The sequence below is a fragment of the Azospira sp. APE16 genome, assembly GCF_047901315.1.
Taxonomy (GTDB): Bacteria; Pseudomonadota; Gammaproteobacteria; order Burkholderiales; family Rhodocyclaceae; genus Azospira; species Azospira oryzae.
This window is the reverse complement of sequence record NZ_CP179682.1, coordinates 2622792-2640018: the sequence shown is the minus strand read 5'-3', so window position 1 is coordinate 2640018 and position 17227 is coordinate 2622792. Positions and strand designations below refer to the sequence as shown.

At 68.5% G+C, this 17227-nt stretch carries 13 protein-coding genes and 1 tRNA gene; 5 read left to right on the top strand and 9 right to left on the bottom strand.

Translation table 11 applies throughout. From position 1 onward, the window contains the following. Positions 1-48: 48 nt before the first annotated feature. The 3 genes from ACLSSQ_RS12640 to ACLSSQ_RS12630 all read left to right on the top strand — a co-directional run bounded on the left by ACLSSQ_RS12640 (position 49) and on the right by ACLSSQ_RS12630 (position 3128). Positions 49-1131, top strand: a complete 1083-nt coding sequence (locus ACLSSQ_RS12640) for an alkene reductase (protein ID WP_416242886.1) — start codon at positions 49-51, stop codon at positions 1129-1131. Positions 1132-1200: 69 nt separating this feature from the next. After that, positions 1201-2130, top strand: a complete 930-nt coding sequence (locus ACLSSQ_RS12635) for a DMT family transporter (protein WP_205230329.1) — start codon at positions 1201-1203, stop codon at positions 2128-2130. Further along, the gene (locus ACLSSQ_RS12630; RefSeq protein ID WP_416242885.1) at positions 2127-3128 is read left to right on the top strand and encodes an LLM class flavin-dependent oxidoreductase; all 1002 of its coding nucleotides are present in this window, start codon (positions 2127-2129) and stop codon (positions 3126-3128) included. The genes ACLSSQ_RS12635 and ACLSSQ_RS12630 overlap by 4 nt, the downstream gene beginning before the upstream one ends. Before the next feature lie 196 nt (positions 3129-3324). Here the strand turns inward: ACLSSQ_RS12630 and ACLSSQ_RS12625 are convergent. Beyond that, positions 3325-3399, bottom strand: a tRNA-Arg gene (locus tag ACLSSQ_RS12625). 236 nt (positions 3400-3635) lie between these two features. Between ACLSSQ_RS12625 and ACLSSQ_RS12620 the strand changes: the two genes are divergently transcribed. Further along, entirely contained in the window at positions 3636-5672 is a 2037-nt protein-coding gene (locus ACLSSQ_RS12620) for a methyl-accepting chemotaxis protein (protein ID WP_416242884.1), read from the top strand. Positions 5673-5733: 61 nt separating this feature from the next. Here ACLSSQ_RS12620 and ACLSSQ_RS12615 read toward each other — a convergent pair whose 3' ends face one another. Further along, positions 5734-6231 (bottom strand): YbaK/EbsC family protein, encoded by a 498-nt coding sequence (locus tag ACLSSQ_RS12615; RefSeq protein WP_416242883.1) that lies wholly within the window; start codon positions 6229-6231, stop codon positions 5734-5736. A 104-nt stretch (positions 6232-6335) separates the two neighbouring features. Here ACLSSQ_RS12615 and ACLSSQ_RS12610 point away from each other — a divergent pair, with 104 nt between their 5' ends. Next, entirely contained in the window at positions 6336-8258 is a 1923-nt protein-coding gene (locus ACLSSQ_RS12610; protein ID WP_416242882.1) for an ATP-binding cassette domain-containing protein, read from the top strand. On the opposite strand, the gene ACLSSQ_RS12605 is transcribed toward ACLSSQ_RS12610, so the two are convergent. Genes ACLSSQ_RS12605 through ACLSSQ_RS12575 form a run of 7 tightly spaced genes read right to left on the bottom strand, consistent with a single transcriptional unit; the run spans position 8259 to position 17200 of the window. After that, positions 8259-9422 (bottom strand): ATP-binding protein, encoded by a 1164-nt coding sequence (locus ACLSSQ_RS12605; protein WP_416242881.1) that lies wholly within the window; start codon positions 9420-9422, stop codon positions 8259-8261. Between the two features lie 13 nt (positions 9423-9435). Then, complete coding sequence (locus ACLSSQ_RS12600; protein WP_130458104.1) at positions 9436-9978, bottom strand: response regulator; 543 nt, start codon at positions 9976-9978, stop codon at positions 9436-9438. Then, positions 9971-11284 carry an HD domain-containing phosphohydrolase gene (locus ACLSSQ_RS12595; RefSeq protein WP_130458105.1) on the bottom strand — a complete coding sequence of 438 codons (1314 nt, stop codon included), beginning with the start codon at positions 11282-11284 and terminating at the stop codon, positions 9971-9973. The genes ACLSSQ_RS12600 and ACLSSQ_RS12595 overlap by 8 nt, the downstream gene beginning before the upstream one ends. Continuing rightward, on the bottom strand, positions 11281-13491 hold the full coding sequence (locus ACLSSQ_RS12590) for a PAS domain S-box protein (protein WP_416242880.1): 2211 nt from the start codon (positions 13489-13491) through the stop codon (positions 11281-11283). Before ACLSSQ_RS12590 ends, ACLSSQ_RS12595 begins: the two co-directional genes overlap by 4 nt. After that, on the bottom strand, positions 13475-14338 hold the full coding sequence (locus ACLSSQ_RS12585; protein WP_416242879.1) for an HDOD domain-containing protein: 864 nt from the start codon (positions 14336-14338) through the stop codon (positions 13475-13477). Before ACLSSQ_RS12585 ends, ACLSSQ_RS12590 begins: the two co-directional genes overlap by 17 nt. A 1-nt stretch (position 14339) precedes the next feature. Then, entirely contained in the window at positions 14340-14663 is a 324-nt protein-coding gene (locus ACLSSQ_RS12580) for a hypothetical protein (protein ID WP_172974713.1), read from the bottom strand. After that, positions 14660-17200, bottom strand: a complete 2541-nt coding sequence (locus ACLSSQ_RS12575; RefSeq protein ID WP_416242878.1) for an EAL domain-containing protein — start codon at positions 17198-17200, stop codon at positions 14660-14662. Before ACLSSQ_RS12575 ends, ACLSSQ_RS12580 begins: the two co-directional genes overlap by 4 nt. Positions 17201-17227: the final 27 nt, after the last annotated feature.

Here is a 17227-nt window from a genome sequence, read left to right as displayed (position 1 = left end):
CATAGACGACCGGTCTAATCAGCAACATCCTTTTCGAGGAGCCAATCCATGCCTTCCCTGTTCGATCCCGTCACCGTCGGCGACATTTCCCTGGCCAACCGCATCGTCATGGCCCCCCTGACCCGCAACCGGGCCATCGCCGGCAACAAGCCCGGCCCCCTGACGGTGGAGTACTACCGCCAGCGCGCCAGTGCTGGCCTCATCATCGCCGAGGCCAGCCCCATCAGCCCCATGGCCCAGGGCTACCTGGACACCCCGGGCATCTACAGCGAGGAGCAGGTGGCGGCCTGGCGCCAGGTGACCGACGCCGTCCATGGCGCCGGCGGCCGCATCGTCCTGCAGCTGTGGCACGTGGGCCGCATCTCCCACTCCTCCCTGCTGCCCGGCGGCGCCGCTCCGGTCTCCTCCACCGCCCGTCCGGCCCCCACCAAGACCTTTACCAAGGAAGGCTTCGTGGACGTGTCCGTGCCCCGTGCCCTGGCCGACGAGGAACTGCCGGCCCTGGTGGAGGACTACCGCCAGGCTGCCCGCAACGCCATCGCCGCCGGCTTCGACGGGGTGGAAGTGCATGGTGCCAACACCTACCTGCTGGAACAGTTCCTGCGCGACAGCGTCAATGACCGCAGCGGCCCCTATGGTGGCTCCATCGCCAACCGGGCCCGGCTGCTGCTGGAAGTGGTGCGGGCCGTGGCCGGGGAAATCGGCGCCGGCCGCACCGGCCTGCGCCTGAGCCCCCTCACCACCTTTGCTGCGCCCCTGGACAGCAATCCCCAGGCCCTCTACGGCCATGTGGTGGAGCAGGTGGCGCCCCTGGGTCTAGCCTACCTGCACGTCATCGAAGGCGAGACCGGCGGCCCGCGCCAGCCCGAAGGCGCTCCCGCCTTCGACTACGAGGCCCTGCGCCGGGCCTTCGGCGGCACCTGGATGGTGAACAACGGCTATAGCGGCGCCAGCGCCGAAGCGGCGGTGGCCAGTGGTCATGCCGACCTGGTGGCTTTCGGCCGGCCCTTCATCAGCAACCCGGACCTGCCGCGCCGCCTCAAGAGCGGCGCCCCCCTCAACGAACTGCGGGCCGACAAGCTGTACGGCGGCGGCGCCGAGGGCTACACCGACTACCCGGCCTTGGCCTGAGCGACAGCCCAGCCCACGCCGCGGCGGCTTCGGCCGTCGCGGCGCCTTCATCCTTTTGACGGAATTTCCATGAACGCCTATCGCCGCTGGCTGCCGCTCCTGGCCCTGGTCGTCCTTTCCCTCACCTGGGGCTACACCTGGGTCCTGGCCAAGCAGGGCCTGGCCCATGCCGCCCCCTTCGCCTTCGCCGCGGAGCGATGTATCGGCGCCGCCCTGGCCCTGGTGGTGGTGCTGCGCCTGCTGGGCAAGCCCCTCAGGCTGGTGGCCCCGGGCCAGACCCTGGCCATCGGCCTGACCCAGGTGGCCGGCTTCATGGTCTTCCAGACCTGGGCCCTGGTGGAAGGGGGGCCGGGCAAGACCGCCGTGCTCATCTTCACCATGCCCATCTGGACCCTGCTGCTGGCCTGGCCCATCCTGGGCGAGCGGGTGCGGGGCAAGCAGTGGCTGGCCGCCGGCAGCACCCTGGCCGGCCTTCTGCTCATCATCGCGCCCTGGGACATGCACTCCAGCCTCTTCAGCAAGTTCCTCGGCCTCATGGCCGCCCTCTGCTGGGCCGTCGGCACCATCCTCATCAAGCGCCTGCGCGGTGCCCAGCCGGTGGACCTGCTGGTGCTCACCACCTGGCAGATGATCATCGGCGCCGTACCCCTGACCCTGCTGGCCCTGGTCGTTCCTGAACATCCGACGGACTGGAACCTGTCCTACGTCGGCATCCTCATGTTCATGTCCGTGGCCAGCACGGCCCTCTGCTGGTGGCTGTGGATCTACATCCTGGACCGGGTGCCGGCCTGGGAGGCCAGCCTCTCGGTGCTGGGCACCCCGGTGGTGGCCATCCTTTCCTCCCGCCTGACCTTCGGCGAGGCGTTCCAGGCCAGCGAGGTGGCGGGCATCCTGCTCATCGGCGGCGGCCTGGCCCTGCTCTCCTTCTTCGGCTGGCTGGCCAGCAAACGCAATCCCATCGTGGTCCCGGCGGCGGGGCCGGAAGGAAAAAATCCATGACCACCACCGGCAAGGCCTCCCTCTCCCTGCTCGACCTGGTGACGGTGCGGGAAGGGGGCAGCATCGCCCAGGCCCTGGCCATCGCCCGGGACACCGCCCGTCATGTGGAAGCCCTCGGCTTCACCCGCTACTGGCTGGCCGAGCACCACAACATGCCGGGCATCGCCAGCTCCGCCACCGCCGTGCTGGTGGGGCACATCGCCGGCGCCACCTCCCGCATCCGGGTCGGGGCCGGCGGCATCATGCTGCCCAACCACGCGCCCCTGGTGGTGGCCGAGGCCTTCGGCACCCTGGCCGAACTCTATCCGGGCCGCATCGACCTGGGTCTGGGCCGGGCTCCCGGCACGGACGTGACCACCATGCGCGCCCTGCGCCGGGACCGGGTGGAGACGGAGGCCGACTTCCCCCGGGAGGTGGCCGAACTGCAGCGCCTGCTGGGTCCCCTGCAGCCGGGCCAGGCCGTGGTGGCGGTGCCCGGGGCCGGCACCCAGGTGCCCATCTGGCTGCTCGGCTCCAGCCTCTTCGCCGCCCGCCTGGCGGCGGCCCGGGGTCTGCCCTATGCCTTCGCCTCCCACTTCGCCCCGGCCATGCTGGACCAGGCGGTGGCCCTCTACCGCCACGAATTCCAGCCCTCCGCCACCCTGCGCCGGCCCCACGTCATGGTGGGCGTGCCCCTGGTGGCGGCGGAGAACGATGCTGCCGCCGATTTCCTCGCCAGCAGCAGCCGGCAGCGGGTGCTGGGCATCCTGCGCGGCGACCGGGCCGGCCTGCCGCCGCCCCGGGAGGGTTTCATGGAGAGCCTCCATGCCCACGAGCGGGACGCCATCAACGGCTTCCTCGGCGTCGCCGTGGTGGGCGGGCCGGATACCGTGGCCCGGGGCCTGGCCGCCCTGCAGGCCCGCACCGGGGCCGACGAGCTGATGCTGGTGTGCGACGTGTTCGAGCCGGCCCTGCGCCTGCGCTCCCTGGAGATCGCAGCCCGGGCCTGGGCCGGCTGAAGGCCTGCCCGCCGGGGCAGGCAGGACGGACATTCCCGCCGGTGCAAGGCCGGCGGGCTCGCCAATACTGGGTTTCAGGCCGGGGTGGCCTGGGGGCAAGCGCTAGCAGGGAGTCTGGCCCAGGATTGCCTCAGAACGAGGCGGGACGGGCTGGGTGGGGAGTGCTACGGAGTGTTACAGAGTGGGGCGGCGGGACTGGCGTCCCCGAGTGGAATCGAACCACTAATCTTCCCTTAGGAGGGGAAAGTTATATCCATTTAACTACGGAGACAGCCGCGGGCGCGTATTGTACGCGCAGCCTCCGGCTGCCGCCAGCCGCGCCACAGGCCAGGGTTTTCCCTGGGGCCAGGTCCGGGGTTCGCCATAGGTCATAGCGTGAAATAGTTGTATTACTTTAGTAAAGCAGGGATTAATAATATTGAAACATGCAGCGGCGGTGAGCTGGCCCCGGCACACAGCCATCCCGCCTGGCGGGTAGCCAACCAATAATAAATAGGGGGTTCAAAAATGCTCGACCTATACCGCAGACTGCCCATCGCCCGACAGATCATCATTGTCGCGGCTTCCCTTCTACTCCTCATCTTTACTGCCATGACCGTCATGGCCACCTCCATGGCTTCCCGTTCGGCGGTGGCCCTGGCCGAATCCGACCTGAAGGAACAGATGAGCATCCTGCAGGACACCCTGGACAGCGTCTTCGACAGCGTTCTGGCCCGGGGCGAGCGGCAAATGAATTTCTTCCGTCGCCAGCTGCCCGGCGATTTCAACCTGGGCTCGGGCATGGTCCGCACCGGCAATGTGGACCTGCCGGTGATCCGGGCCGGCGGCGAAGTGCTCAACGCCAACCGCAAGATGCTGCTGGCCTTCCAGGAACTGACCGGCGAGGATGCGGCCGTTCTGGCCGTGCATGAAGGCAAGCTGTACCGGGCCGCCACCCTGCTGAAGAAGGACGGTGTCTATCAGGACGGCACCGAAATCAAGGCCGGCGACCCGGTGGCCGACGCCATCCTGCAGGGCAAGGACTACGGTGGCCTGGCCATCCGCAACGGCACCTACTACTTCAGCACGGTGAAGGCCCTGAAGACGGCGGAGGGCAAGGTCTACGGCGGTATTTCCGTGCGCATCAAGCTGGACAGCGAACTGCGGGATGTCCGGGCCCTCTTCGGCAAGGTCAAGGTGGCCGATACCGGTTACGTCTACATCGCCCGCCAGACCAAGGACGACAAGACCCTGGTGGAATTCGTGGCCCACCCCACCCTGGCCGGCAAGACCCTGGAAGGCATGGACGGGGAGACCCGGGACAGCATCGCCAAGGCCGTGGCCGGCCCCGACGGCCTGCTCACCTACGAGATGAAGGACGCCAACGGCAAGATGCGCAAGAAGCTGGGCGTGGCCGGCACCTCCTCCCGCTGGGGCTGGCGCTTGGTGGGCGCCTCCTGGGAGGACGAGTTCCTCGCCGAGAGCATGAAGCTGCGCAATTTCCTGGTCATTTCCAGCATCGTCGCGGCCCTGCTTTCCTGTGCCGTGATCTTCTTCTTGGTCAATGTGCGCCTGAAGCCCCTGTCCGAGTTCATGGTGCAGATGGACCGCCTCGGCGCCGGGGACCTGACCATCAGCGTGCGCGATGCGGATGGCAACAGCGGCAACGAGGTGCAGCGCCTGGGGCACTCCCTTAACGTGACCGCAGCCAATGTGCGCAGCCTGGTGGGCGAGATTTCCGCCGCCGCCGGTCGCGTCAACGCAGCCGCCTCCGAAGTGGAAAATGCCTCCCACCAGGCCATGGAAGCGGCGGAGCAGCAGTCCCAGTCCGCCTCCGGCATGGCCGCCTCGGTGGAGCAGATGTCCGTCAGCATTTCCCACGTGGCCGCCAGCGCCGGCGACGCCGCCCAGGTGGGCGAGGAAGCCGCCGAATCCACCCATCGGGGCCGCAGCATCGTGCAGAAGACGGTGGAGGAAATGGAACGCATCGCCGGCGAAATCGGCCGCTCCGCCGAGGTCATCCACAGCCTGGGCGAGCGCTCCCAGCAGATTTCCGGCATCGTCGGCGTGATCAAGGAAATCGCCGACCAGACCAACCTGCTGGCCTTGAACGCCGCCATCGAGGCGGCCCGGGCCGGGGAACAGGGCCGGGGCTTCGCCGTGGTGGCCGACGAAGTGCGCAAGCTGGCCGAGCGCACCAGTTCCTCCACCCAGGAAATTGCCGACACCATCGCCGCCATCACCGGCGAGACCCAGAGCGCCGTGGCCGGCATGCAGGTGGTCAGCCGTCAGGTGGAAGCCGGTGTGGAAATGGCCCGGGAGGCCGGCGAGGCCCTGCAGGTCATCGATGCCAATACCGAGAAGTCGGTCAGCACGGTGCGCGACATCGCCGACAGCACCCGGGAGCAGAGCGTGGTCAGCCAGGAAATCGCCCGTCTGGTGGAGCAGATCGCCCAGATGGCGGAAGAGGGCAGCGCCACCTCCACCCAGAACACCGAGTACGCCCGCAACCTGCAGACCCTGGCCCAGGAGCTGCAGACGGCCCTGCAGCGCTTCAAGGTCTAAGGCGGCTCAGCCCGTCCATGGCGGCCCGGCGGGGAAACCAGCCGGGCTTTTTTATGGCGGCTCAGGCGGCCGGCGCTTCCTGGTGCACGTCGGCCCAGGGCGCGCCGGTGAGGCGCTGCAGGTCGGCCGGGGCCAGGGGGAAGACGGAGAAGGGCGTGCCGGCGGCGGCCCAGACGGTGGCAAAGCGCTGCAAGAGGGCATCCAGCAGCAGGATCACCTCTCCGGGCTGGCCCAGGGGCGAGACGCCGCCGATGGCGTAGCCGGTGGCCTGGCGCACGAATTCCGCCTCGGCCCGCTCGATGGGGCCGCCCACCAGGGCCTTGACCTTCTTCTCGCTGACCCGCTGGTCGCCACAGGTCACCACCACCACGGCGCGGCCGTCGCTGCGGCGGCGGAAGACCACGGACTTGGCGATTTCCGCCACGCTGCAGCCGATGGCCTGGGCGGCTTCGGCGCTGGTGCGGGTGGGCTGGTCGAACTCGACCACGGCGGCGTCGTGGCCGGCGGCCTGGAGCAGGGCCTGCAGGCGCAGGGCGGTGGGGTGGCTGGCAGGTTTCATGGGGCCAAAGCTTAAGGCGGCGGCGCCCCGCCGGGCAAGCCCGGGGAGTGGCCCGCATCGGGGAAGGCTACAATAGCGGCCTTTGCTTCCACCGGCTGCCTCCCGTGCCCTACCTGCAACTCAAATCCGCCTGCCTTGCCTTTGGCCACGTGCCCCTGCTTGACCACGCCGACTTCCAGCTGGACCCGGGGGAACGGGTGGCCCTGATCGGCCGCAACGGTTGCGGCAAGTCCTCCCTGCTCAAGGCCCTGGCCGGCCAGGGCGGCCTGGACGACGGCGAGGTGTGGCGCCAGCCCGGCGCCCGCATCGGCTACGTGCCCCAGGAGCCGCCCTTCGATCCGGAACAGAGCGTGTTCCAGGCCGTGGTCGGCGGCATGGGCGACACCTCGGCCCTGCTGGCCGAATACCATGAGGTGTCCCACCGCCTGGCGGAAGAGGGGGCCGACCATGAGGTCCTGCTGGCCCGCCTGCACCAGTTGCAGACCGACCTGGAGGCCCGCGGCGCCTGGGCCGTCAATGCCCAGGCCGAAGCTGCCATCCAGCGTTTTTCCCTGGACCCGGAGGCCCGGGTGGGCGGCCTTTCCGGCGGCCAGAAGAAGCGCCTGGCCCTGGCCCAGGCCCTGGCCGTGGCGCCGGAAGTGCTGCTGCTGGACGAACCCACCAACCACCTGGACGTGGGCGCCATCGCCTGGCTGGAAAACCTGCTTCTCGAAGCCAACGTCACCCTGCTCTTCATCACCCACGACCGGGCCTTCCTCAACCGCCTGGCCACCCGCATCGTGGAGCTGGACCGGGGGCAGCTGGTGAGCTTTCCCGGCAATTTCGCCGCCTACCAGGAGCGCAAGGAACGCATGCTGGCCGACGAGGCGGTGGTCAATGCCAAGTTCGACAAGTTCCTGGCCCAGGAAGAAGTGTGGATCCGCAAGGGCGTGGAGGCCCGGCGCACCCGCAACGAAGGCCGGGTGCTGCGCCTGGAGCAGCTGCGGCGCGAGCGGGCGGCCCGGCGCGAGCGCCAGGGCAAGGTGGAACTGGCCCTGGACTCAGGGGAGAAGAGCGGCAAGCTGGTGGCCGAACTCACCCATGTGACCAAGCGCTACGGCGAGCGCACCATCGTCCGCGACTTCTCCACCCGCCTCATGCGCGGCGACAAGATCGGCCTCATCGGCCCCAACGGCGCCGGCAAGACCACCCTGCTGCGCCTCATCCTGGGCGAGCTGCAGCCCGACGAGGGCAGCGTGCGCCAGGGCACCAAGGTGGAGGTGGCCTATTTCGACCAGTTTCGCAGCCAGCTGGATGAGGAGGCGGCCCTGGCCGACGTCATCTCCCCGGGCTCCGACTACGTGGAAATCGGCAACGAGAAAAAGCACGTCATCAGCTATCTGGGCGATTTCCTTTTCGCGCCCCAGCGGGCCCGCTCGCCGGTGAAGTCCCTCTCCGGCGGCGAGCGCAACCGCCTGCTGCTGGCCCGCCTCTTCGCCCGCCCCGCCAACGTGCTGGTGCTGGACGAGCCCACCAACGACCTGGACATCGAAACCCTGGAGCTGCTGGAGCAGCTGCTGCAGGACTACCCGGGCACCCTGTTCCTGGTCAGCCACGACCGGGCCTTCCTCGACAACGTGGTGACCCAGACCATCGCCGCCGAAGGCGACGGGGTGTGGCATGAATATGCCGGCGGCTACAGCGACTGGTTTGCCTACCAGCAGAGGCGCCAGGCGGAGGAAAGCCAGGCGGCCAAGGCCCAGGCCAGGGAAGAGAAGGCGGCGGCGCCGAAGGAGGACAAGGCCGCCAAAGCCAAGCCGGTGAAGCTCAGCTACAAGGAAAACAAGGAGCTGGAAGCCCTGCCCGACCGCATTGCCGCCCTGGAGGCGGAGCAGGCCGGCCTCAGCCAGCGCCTGGAAGACCCGGGCCTGTACCAGCGGGACCCCCAGGAAGCCCAGCGCTGCTCCGCCAGACTGGGGGAGATCGACGAGGAACTGCTGCTCCTGCTGGAACGCTGGGAAGAGCTGGAAGCCAAGAGCAAGGGCTGATCAGGCCTGCTGCCCGGCGGCGGTGGCCTCTGCCGCCGGAGCGGCCTCCTCCCCGGCGGCGCTGGCTGCCGGCTGGTGGATGGGCAGGAAGACCTGGAACAGGGTGCCTGCCCGCTCCTGGCTGTCCACCTCGATGCGGCCGTGGTGCTTCTGCACGATGCCGTAGGAGAGGGAGAGGCCCAGACCCGTGCCCTTGCCCACCGGCTTGGTGGTGAAGAAGGGGTCGAAGATGCGCTTCAGGTTTTCCGGCGGGATGCCGGCGCCGGTGTCGGCGATGCTGATGCAGACCTCCCCGCTTTCCGGCAGGTGGCGCGTGGCCACGTTGATGACGCCCTTGTCCTTGATGGCGTGGGCCGCATTCACCAGCAGGTTGAGGAAGACCTGGTTGAGCTGGTTCTGGTTGGCCTCGATCAAGGGCAGTTCCCCCAGCTCGGTGATGACCTCGGCCTTGTACTTCAGCTCGTTGTTGACGATGTTGAGGGTGGAGACGATGCCCGGGTTGAGGTCGATCCAGGCGAACTTGCCTTCGTCCGGGTGGGAGAAGTCCCGCAGGTCCTGCACGATCTTGCGCACCCGGCTGACCCCGTCCCGGGATTCGCTGAGCAGCTTGGGCACGTCCTCCCGCAGGAATTCCAGGTCGTAGCGCTCGCAGCTTTCCCGGATCTTGCGCCCCAGGGGCGAGTCGTCGGGCAGGCCGGCGGCCACTTCCTCCAGCAGGTCGGTGAGGGCGAAGAGGTCCTCCACGTAGCCGGCCAGGGTGTTGATGTTGGACTGCACGAAGCCCACCGGGTTGTTGATCTCGTGGGCCACTCCCGCCGCCAGCTGGCCGATGGAGGCCATCTTTTCCGAATACAGGAGCTGCCGCTTGGCATCCTCGAGCCGGGTGATGAGGGCCGCCTGCTCGCCTTTTTCCCGTTGCAGGGCCTCTTCCGTCTCGGTGCGCTCGGCCAGTTCCCGGCGCAGGTCGTCGTTGCGCCGGTTGAGTTCTTCCGAAGTGAGGTTGAGGGCCTGTTCCCGCAGCAGCAGGTCCCGGTCCAGCTGCTCGTAGGATTCGCCGATGGCGTTGAACAGGTGCTCCCAGGCCGCATCGCCCGGGGGCGGCAGGACCGTTTCCGGGTGTTCGCCAAGGTGGCGGCGAATCTGGCGTTCGAGCAGGGGGTGCATGGCGGCGGCCCCTTCAATCGTCGAGATGGATGGCCCCGTCGGGGCCCCAGTTGACCCGGGTGATGCCCGGTTCCTCCGCCTCCAGGCGGCGCCGTTCGATTTCCTCCGGGCTCAGCTGGCCCAGCTGCCGCTGCCGTTCCAGGGCCAGCTGGCGGTCCGCCTCCTGGCGGCCGAATTCCGCATAGGCGCCCTGCAGCACGCTGCATACCTCCTCGTCGTCCCAGGGCTTGATCAGGTAGCGGTGCAGGCCCACGGCATTCACCGCGCTTACCAGCACGTCGAAGTCGGCGGCGCCGGAGAGCATGAGGCGCAGGGCATGGGGCTGGATTTCGGCGAATTCCTTGAGGAAAGCGATGCCGTCCATCTCGGCCATGCGGTAGTCGCTCACCACCAGGGCGAAGGGCACTTCCCAGGCCCGCGCCAGGGCGGCCCGGGGGGAGGTAAAGGTTTCCACTTCGGGGCCGGCCGGCAGTTGGCGGTGCAGCAGACGGGCCAGGGCCGACAGGACGGCGGGCTCGTCGTCCACGAGCAGGATGCGGGGTGGGCGGTTATTCATGATCGACGATCTTCGGTGGATGGATGTGGAGGGTGATGCGGCCGCCGAATTCGCTCTTCTCGTATTCGCGAATCTGCCGGATCAGGTTTTCATCCAGGACATAGTCGGCGGCCAGCAGCAGGATGCCGTCGCGGCTGAGGAAATCCCGGGCCAGGACCATGCCCGGCTCCAGTTCGGCGGGCAGCAGGGGCAGGCCCACCGGCGGCGGCTCCTTGATGCCGCCGCAGACCACCAGGAAGGCATCCACCACCGCCGGGTCGTAACGCCGGCCCCGGCTTTTGTCGATGAACTCCAGGGCGGCCTGCTCGTTCAGCTTCTTGCCGTTGAGGGTGCCCTGGATGAGGCCGTCGTAGTCGTTGGCCACCGCCAGGATGCGGGCCCCCAGGGGAATGGCCCCTTCCATTTCGCCGGCGGGGTAGCCCTGGCCGTCCACCCGTTCGTGGTGGCTGCGGATCAGGCGGGCGGCGCCCCGCAGGTCCTCCAGGGCCATCAGGGCCTGTTCGCCCTTGAGCGGATGCTTGCGCCACAGGCCCCGCTCCTCCGGGGTCATCTGCAGTTCGTTCTTGGCCAGCAGGTGGTCGGGCAGGCCGATCTTGCCGATGTCGTGCAGCAGGCCGGCGAGGAACACGTCCTGGCTGTCCCGGGGCGACAGGTTCATCTGCTTGGCGGTCTTGCGCGAGAGGTCCGCCACCCGGCGGGAGTGGCCGGCCATGCGGCCTTCCCGCAGTTCGATGAGGTTGGCGAAGACCCGGATCGAGGTCATGAAACTGGTCTTCAGCTTCTCGTTGGCCAGGGCCAGTTCCTGGGTGCGGGCCTGGACCTTCTCCTCCAGGCTGGCGTTGAGGCTTTTCAGCTCCTCGTTCTGTCGCCGGGTCAGTTCTTCCAGGCGGGCCTTTTCCCGCTCCAGGGCCTTGCGCTCCAGCACGTCCTTCACCGTCAGCATGACTTCGCTGTCGTTCCAGGGCTTGGCGATGTAGCGGTAGATCTCGCCCTGGTTGATGGCGGCCACGGTGGATTCGATGTCGGCGTAGCCGGTGAGCAGGATGCGCGCCGCCTTGGGCCAGCGGGCCCTGACCTGGGCGAGGAAGCGGGCGCCGTCCATCTCCGGCATGCGCATGTCGGAGATGACCACGTCCACCTCGCCGTTTTCCGCTTCCAGCAGTTGCAGGCCCTCGGCGCCGCTGTTGCCGAGCAGGACCTTGTAGCCGGCGGGGCGGAACAGGCGGCGCAGGGCGGCGAGGATGTTGGCCTCGTCGTCCACGCACAGGATGGTGGCGGGGGGGACGGGCAGGTTGCCGTCGCTCATGGGGTTGCTCCCTCTTTTGGCTGGCTGACCGGCAGGACGATGCAGAAGGTGGTGCCCTTACCCAGCTCGCTGCTGACGGTGATCTGGCCGTGGTGCTTCTGCACGATGCCGTAGGACAAGGATAAGCCAAGCCCGGTGCCTTTGCCCACGGGCTTGGTGGTGAAGAAGGGATCGAACAGGCGGTGCATGTTTTCGGGGGAGATGCCGCTGCCGTTGTCCTCCACTTCCAGCCATACCTGATGCGCCGGCTCGTCGTGGCCGCTGCGCAGGGTGATGCGGCCCATCTGGCCCTCGGGCATGGCGTGGGCCGAGTTCACCAGCAGGTTGAGGAAGACCTGGTTGAGCTGGGAGGGCAGGCATTCCACCTCCGGCAGTTGGCCGTATTCCCGGACCACCTCGGCCCGGTACTTGATCTCGTTGTTGACGATGTTGAGGGTGGAATCCAGGCCCTGGTGCAGGTCGGCCCACTGCCAGTCCTGGGAGGCGTCGAGACGGGAGAAGTCCTTCAGGTCGGCGACGATCTTGCGCACCCGGTCGATGCCGTCCCGGGACTGGGTCACCAGGCTGGGCAGATCCTCCAGCAGGAAGTCGAAGTCCAGGTCCTGCTTGACCCGGGCCACGGCCTGGGCCGCCGGGTGCTCGGACGGCAGCTGGGCCACCGCCGTCGCCAGGGAGTCGAGCACCGTCTGCATGTCCTCCAGGTACCGGCCCAGGGTGGACAGGTTGGATTGCACGTAGCCGATGGGATTGTTGATCTCGTGGGCGACGCCGGCGGCCAGCTGGCCGATGGAGGCCATCTTCTCCGACTGCACCAGCTGCTCCTGGGCTTCCTGCAGGCGCTTGTTCACCTCCAGCAGTTCGGCGTTGCGCTGGCGCAGCTCATTCTCCGAAGCTTCCCGCCGCCGCACATCCTCCTCCAGGGCCTGCTTGGCCAGGGAGAGCTGGGCGGTGCGCCGCTCCACCAGGATCTCCAGCTTGGCGTGGGCATTGCGCAGGGCCTCCTCGGCTTCCTTGCGCTCGGTCACGTCCACCAGGGTCTCGATGGCGCCGATGATGCGGCCCTGGGCATCCTTGAGGGGGGCGGCGGTGAAGAACAGCCAGCGGCCCCGGTCGCCGAAATTGGGGAAGAAGGATTCCACCTCGTAGGCCCCGGGAATGATGGGGGAGCGGCGGAAGGTGTCGCCGTAGAGGCCGGTGATGCGGCTGTCGGCGGTGCCGTCCACCACCAATTCGGCCAGCACCGGCCGCTCTTCGGCATAGAAGCCGGACCAGGCCCGGGTGCTGCCGATGATCTTCTCCCCGGGCATGCCGGTGACCAGGGCGCAGGCCGCGTTCCAGTGGGTCACCCGGTGCTCCGCGTCGATGACGAAGGTGGGCACCGGGTCGCCGTCGATGATCTGCTGCAGCATCTGCTGGGTGCTGCGCTGGGCCGCCTCGGCCCGCTTGCGTTCGGTGATGTCGATGGCCGTGCCTAGACCGGCGTAGCCGCCCTCGTATTCGATGCGGGCGGCGGTGATCTCCATCCAGATGGTCTTGCCCGCCTTGGTGACGAAAGGGGCCTCGTAGGTGGCCGGCATGGCCTCGCCGCGCAGCCGGGCGGCGGCCCGTTCCTGCAGGAGGTCGCGCACCGAGGGATGGGCCAGGTCGAAGAAGCTCATCTGCAGCAGCTCGGCCCGGCTGTAGCCGGTCAGGCGCTCCATGGCCCGGTTCACGTAGAGCATGGGGCCGCCCTTGTAGAGGATCACGGCGGCGCTGATGGTTTCGGTGAGCCCGCGGAAGCGGGCCTCGCTGCTGCGCAGCTGCTGCTCGGCCTCGACGATGCGGGTGATGTCCGAACCCAGGCCGACGTAGCGGCGGGGCAGGTTGCCTTCTGCCGGCAGGGGCACCACGGTCAGCTCGATCCAGTATTCGGAGCCGTCCTTGCGCCGGTTGGACATTTCGCCGCGCCATTCGAAGCCGGCCCGCACCGTCTGCCACAGCTCGGCGAAGAACTCGGGCGGATGGCGGCCGGTGGCCAGCACGCTGTAGTTGTGCTGCAGCAGCTCATCCGGCCGGTAGCCGCAGGCTTCGCACATGCGCTCGTTCACGTAGAGGATGGCGCCCTGGTCGTCGGCCACGCTCACCTGCAGGTGGCGCAGCAGCACTTCCCCGTGCAGCAGCTCGGGCAGGCCGGGGGGGATCGGACCGGGATCAGGCAAGGAGGGCATGCAGGGTATCCTCGAACTCGTTGGCGATCTGGTCCAGGGTCGGCGCCAGCCGGGCCCAGTCGATGTTGAGCCGGTTCCAGGCCGTGTCGGAAAGGGGCGGCACCGGTTCTTCCAGGGGGGTGGAGAATTCCAGGCCGTGGGCCAGGACGTTGGCGACATGGGTCAGGTCCACCAGGGAGTCGGCCCGGGCCTCGTCGGGCTGATGATGCAGGGCGATGGCTTCCCTCATGCTCTGGGGCAGGCCCCAGCGGGTGGCCAGCATGGCGCCGGCCTCGGCATGGGTGAGGCCCAGGTATTCCAGTTCGGCGGCCACCAGGGGCAGTTCATGGCCCTGGCTGCGGGTCAGGACGGCGGCGTAGTGGCGGGGGAAGACGACGCACAGCACCAGCTGGCCGATGTCGTGCAGCAGGCCGGCGGTGAAGGCGGCCTCGGCGTTGCGGCCGCTGAGCATGGCCAGGTGCCGGGCCGCCACGGCGGTGCCGACGCTATGGCGCCAGAAGGTGCGGGGCGAGAAATTGCGGCCTGGTTTGAGGCTGGCGAGGGCCTGCACGGCGGCGGCGGAAATGACCAGGGAACGCACGGCGCGAAAGCCGAGCACGACGATGGCCTCCTGGATCGAGCCGACCATGCCCGGCATGCCGTAGAAGGGCGAGTTGGCCACCCGCAGGGCCCGGGCCGCCAGGACCTGGTCGGCGGCGATGCGCCGGGCCAGGGGCGCCACGTCCAGCTCCTCGATGGCGTCGCCGCTGAGCAGCTCCGCCGCCACGCTGGGCAGGCTGGGCAGGGCGGCGATGCGGGCGGCGACGGTGTCCCGGTCCGGCGGCGGAGGGCAGGCCTGGGGCGACATCTCAGGGCATCTCCAGTTGCCGCTGCAACAGGACCTGGAACAGGGCCCGGCTGGCCTGACCGTGTCCGGCGTGGGCAAAACGCCGCTCCATGCGCAGGCGGGCCTCCCCTTCGCGGCGGGCCATTTCCTCCGGGGTGGGCGGCGGCGGGGGCGGCGGCACCGGTACCGTGGCGATGCCCTGGCGGGCCAGCTGCTGCAGGCGGTGGGCATCGAGCCGGGAGCCGGCGGTGAGCAACAACTGGCCTTCCCCGTCCGCCAGGTCGGCGGCCAGGGGGGTGCCGGGGATCACCTCGGCCAGGGGTAGCCAGAGCGGTTCCTGGTTCATGACGGACTCGTCGGCATCAGGGTGATGGCCAGGCCCCGGCCGGCGGAGGCGAGGCCGAGGGAATGGCTGCGGGCCAGGAAGGTGCGCTCGCGCAGCTGCAGGGGCGTTTCCTTGACCCCCTGGCGCAGCAACAGGTCGCAGGTGGCCGGGGGCAGGATGGAGTCCAGGGGCTCGCCCAGCAGCCCGCCCTGGGAACCGAGGAGATTTTCGGCCTGCCCGTTCATGGTGACGATGATGCCTTCGTCGTCCACCCCGAGCAGGGGCCAGGGCAGGATTTCCAGCACTTCGTGCAGCACGTCCAGGGCCGTCTCGTTGCGGTTGATGCGCTGCTCCCGCTCTTCCAGCAGCTGCTGCAGGCGGCCGTTGGCGCTTTCGAGTTCCCGGTTGGCCAGCTGCACGGCGCTGGAGAGGCGCCGGTTCTCGTCCGCCAGTTCCTTCTGGTGGAAGGCCTCGGCGATGTGCTCCTTGAGTTGCTCGTCGTCCCAGGGCTTGGTCAGGAACTTGTAGATGGCGCCCTCGTTGATGGCGCTGGTGACGGATTGCAGCTCGGTATAGCCGGAGAGGACGATGCGGATGCTTTCCGGATGCAGCACCTTGGCCCGGCGCAGGAATTCCACCCCGGTCATGCCGGGCATGCGCTGGTCGGAAATGATGACGTCCACCGGGTGTTCGGCCAGGAGCTTGAGGCCTTCCTCGCCGCCGCTGGCGATCCGGATGTCGTAGCCTTCCTTGCGCAGCAGGCGCTTCATGGCGGAGAGGATGTTTTCCTCGTCGTCCACCAGGAGCAGGGTGCGCTTTCTTTCCCGGGGATGGATCAGATCCTCGGGGATGGTCTTGCCGTTTTCCAGCATGATTTCCATCTCCTCCGCCGGAACCGGCCGGCTGAAATAATACCCCTGGATTTCGTCGCAGCGGTTGGCGATGAGCAGGGCGAGCTGGGCCTCCGTTTCCACCCCCTCGGCGATGACCTTCATCTGCAGGGCATGAGCCATGGTGATGACGGCCCGGGTGATGGAGACGTCGTTGGGGTCGGCGACGATGTCCTGGACGAAGGAGCGGTCCACCTTCACTGCATCCAGGGGGAAGCGCTTCAGGTAGGAGAGGCTGGAATAGCCGGTGCCGAAGTCGTCTACCGACAGGCGCACGCCCAGGGCCCGCAATTCGCCCAGGGTGGCGATGGTCTCCTCCACGTCCTCCATCAGCATGGATTCGGTCAGTTCCAGTTCCAGCCAGCGGGCGGCCAGCCCGGTTTCCTCCAGGACCTGGCGCACCTGCTGCACCAGGTTGCCCTCCCGCAGCTGTCGGGCCGAGAGATTGACAGCCACGGAGAACGGGCCCAGGCCCCGGGCATGCCAGCGACTGGCCTGGAGGCAGGCCTGGTGCATGACCCAGCGGCCCACGGCCACCACCTGGCCGCTTTCCTCCATAGCCTGGATGAATTCGGCGGGGGAAATGAGGCCGTGCTGGGGATGCTGCCAGCGGATCAGGGCTTCGGCGCCGATGATGGTGCCGTTGTTGCAGCTGACCTTGGGCTGGTAATGCAGGACGAACTGGTTTTCCTGCACCGCCAGGCGCAGGGCCTGTTCCGTCTGCTGGCGGCTGCGCAGGCGCTCGTTGGCGGCAGCCTCGAAGAAGCGGAAAGTGCCGCCGCCGTGCTGCTTGGCGTCGTGCAGGGCGGTCTCGGCGCGGTACAGCAGCTGGTCGGCGGAAGTGCCGTCGGAGGGATAGAGGGCGATGCCCAGGCTGGCACCCAGATAGACGTCGCTGCCCTCAACCTCGAGGGAGGTGGCGGTGAGGTCGATCAGGCGGCGGGCGGCCTGGGAGATGTCGAGGCCGCCCTCATCTGTCAGCAGCAGGCCGAACAGGTCGCCTCCCAGGCGGCCCAGCAGGTCGCCGCCGCGCAGGTCCCGGCGCAGGCGCTGGGCCAGTTGGGCCAGGGCGGCGTCGCCGATGCGGTAGCCCAGGTTTTCATTGACGTTCTGGAAACCGTCCAGGCCCAGACAGAGCAGGGCGGCCTGGCTCTGCCGGCGCTCGGCGTGGCGCAGGGCTTCCACCAGTTGTTCGCGGAACTGGTTGCGGTTGGGCAGGCCGGTGAGGCCGTCGAAATGGGTCAGGTGGTGGGCCCGGGCCTCGGCCGCCAGGACGTCGGAAACATCGAAGGCGATGCCGCCGATGGTGTGGGGCCGGGGGCCGTCGCCGATGGCAAAGCTCTTCATGTGCAGCCAGCGCACCTCCTCCCGCTCGGTGAGAATGCGGAAGCGGATGTCCAGGCCGCCGTGGGGACGGCGCCGGATGGCGTCCCGCAGGCGCTGCTGCTCCTCCGGATGGACCTGGTGAAGCCAGTCGTGGCGGTCCTGGTAGAGGCTTTCCCGGCTGGCGCCCCACACCTTCTCGTAGGCCGGGTTGGCGTAGATCACCCGGCGCGAGGCCACGTCCACTAGCCACAGACTTTCCGGCAGGAACTCTGCCATCTGGGCGATGCGCTCTGCCACGGCGTCGCTGGGGCCGGTGCAGGGGACGTGGGTGAAAGGGGGCATGGGGCAGCCTGGGAGGATTTTCTGGTG

Bases quoted from the DNA above. Each gene is read 5' to 3' on its own strand.
- ACLSSQ_RS12575 (WP_416242878.1), bottom strand. From the start codon at position 17,200: ATGCCCCCTTTCACCCACGTCCCCTGCACCGGCCCCAGCGACGCCGTG.
- ACLSSQ_RS12635 (WP_205230329.1), top strand. From the start codon at position 1,201: ATGAACGCCTATCGCCGCTGGCTGCCGCTCCTGGCCCTGGTCGTCCTT.
- ACLSSQ_RS12590 (WP_416242880.1), bottom strand. From the start codon at position 13,491: ATGCCCTCCTTGCCTGATCCCGGTCCGATCCCCCCCGGCCTGCCCGAG.
- ACLSSQ_RS12620 (WP_416242884.1), top strand. From the start codon at position 3,636: ATGCTCGACCTATACCGCAGACTGCCCATCGCCCGACAGATCATCATT.
- ACLSSQ_RS12580 (WP_172974713.1), bottom strand. From the start codon at position 14,663: ATGAACCAGGAACCGCTCTGGCTACCCCTGGCCGAGGTGATCCCCGGC.
- ACLSSQ_RS12615 (WP_416242883.1), bottom strand. From the start codon at position 6,231: ATGAAACCTGCCAGCCACCCCACCGCCCTGCGCCTGCAGGCCCTGCTC.
- ACLSSQ_RS12600 (WP_130458104.1), bottom strand. From the start codon at position 9,978: ATGAATAACCGCCCACCCCGCATCCTGCTCGTGGACGACGAGCCCGCC.
- ACLSSQ_RS12605 (WP_416242881.1), bottom strand. From the start codon at position 9,422: ATGCACCCCCTGCTCGAACGCCAGATTCGCCGCCACCTTGGCGAACAC.
- ACLSSQ_RS12585 (WP_416242879.1), bottom strand. From the start codon at position 14,338: ATGTCGCCCCAGGCCTGCCCTCCGCCGCCGGACCGGGACACCGTCGCC.
- ACLSSQ_RS12640 (WP_416242886.1), top strand. From the start codon at position 49: ATGCCTTCCCTGTTCGATCCCGTCACCGTCGGCGACATTTCCCTGGCC.
- ACLSSQ_RS12595 (WP_130458105.1), bottom strand. From the start codon at position 11,284: ATGAGCGACGGCAACCTGCCCGTCCCCCCCGCCACCATCCTGTGCGTG.
- ACLSSQ_RS12630 (WP_416242885.1), top strand. From the start codon at position 2,127: ATGACCACCACCGGCAAGGCCTCCCTCTCCCTGCTCGACCTGGTGACG.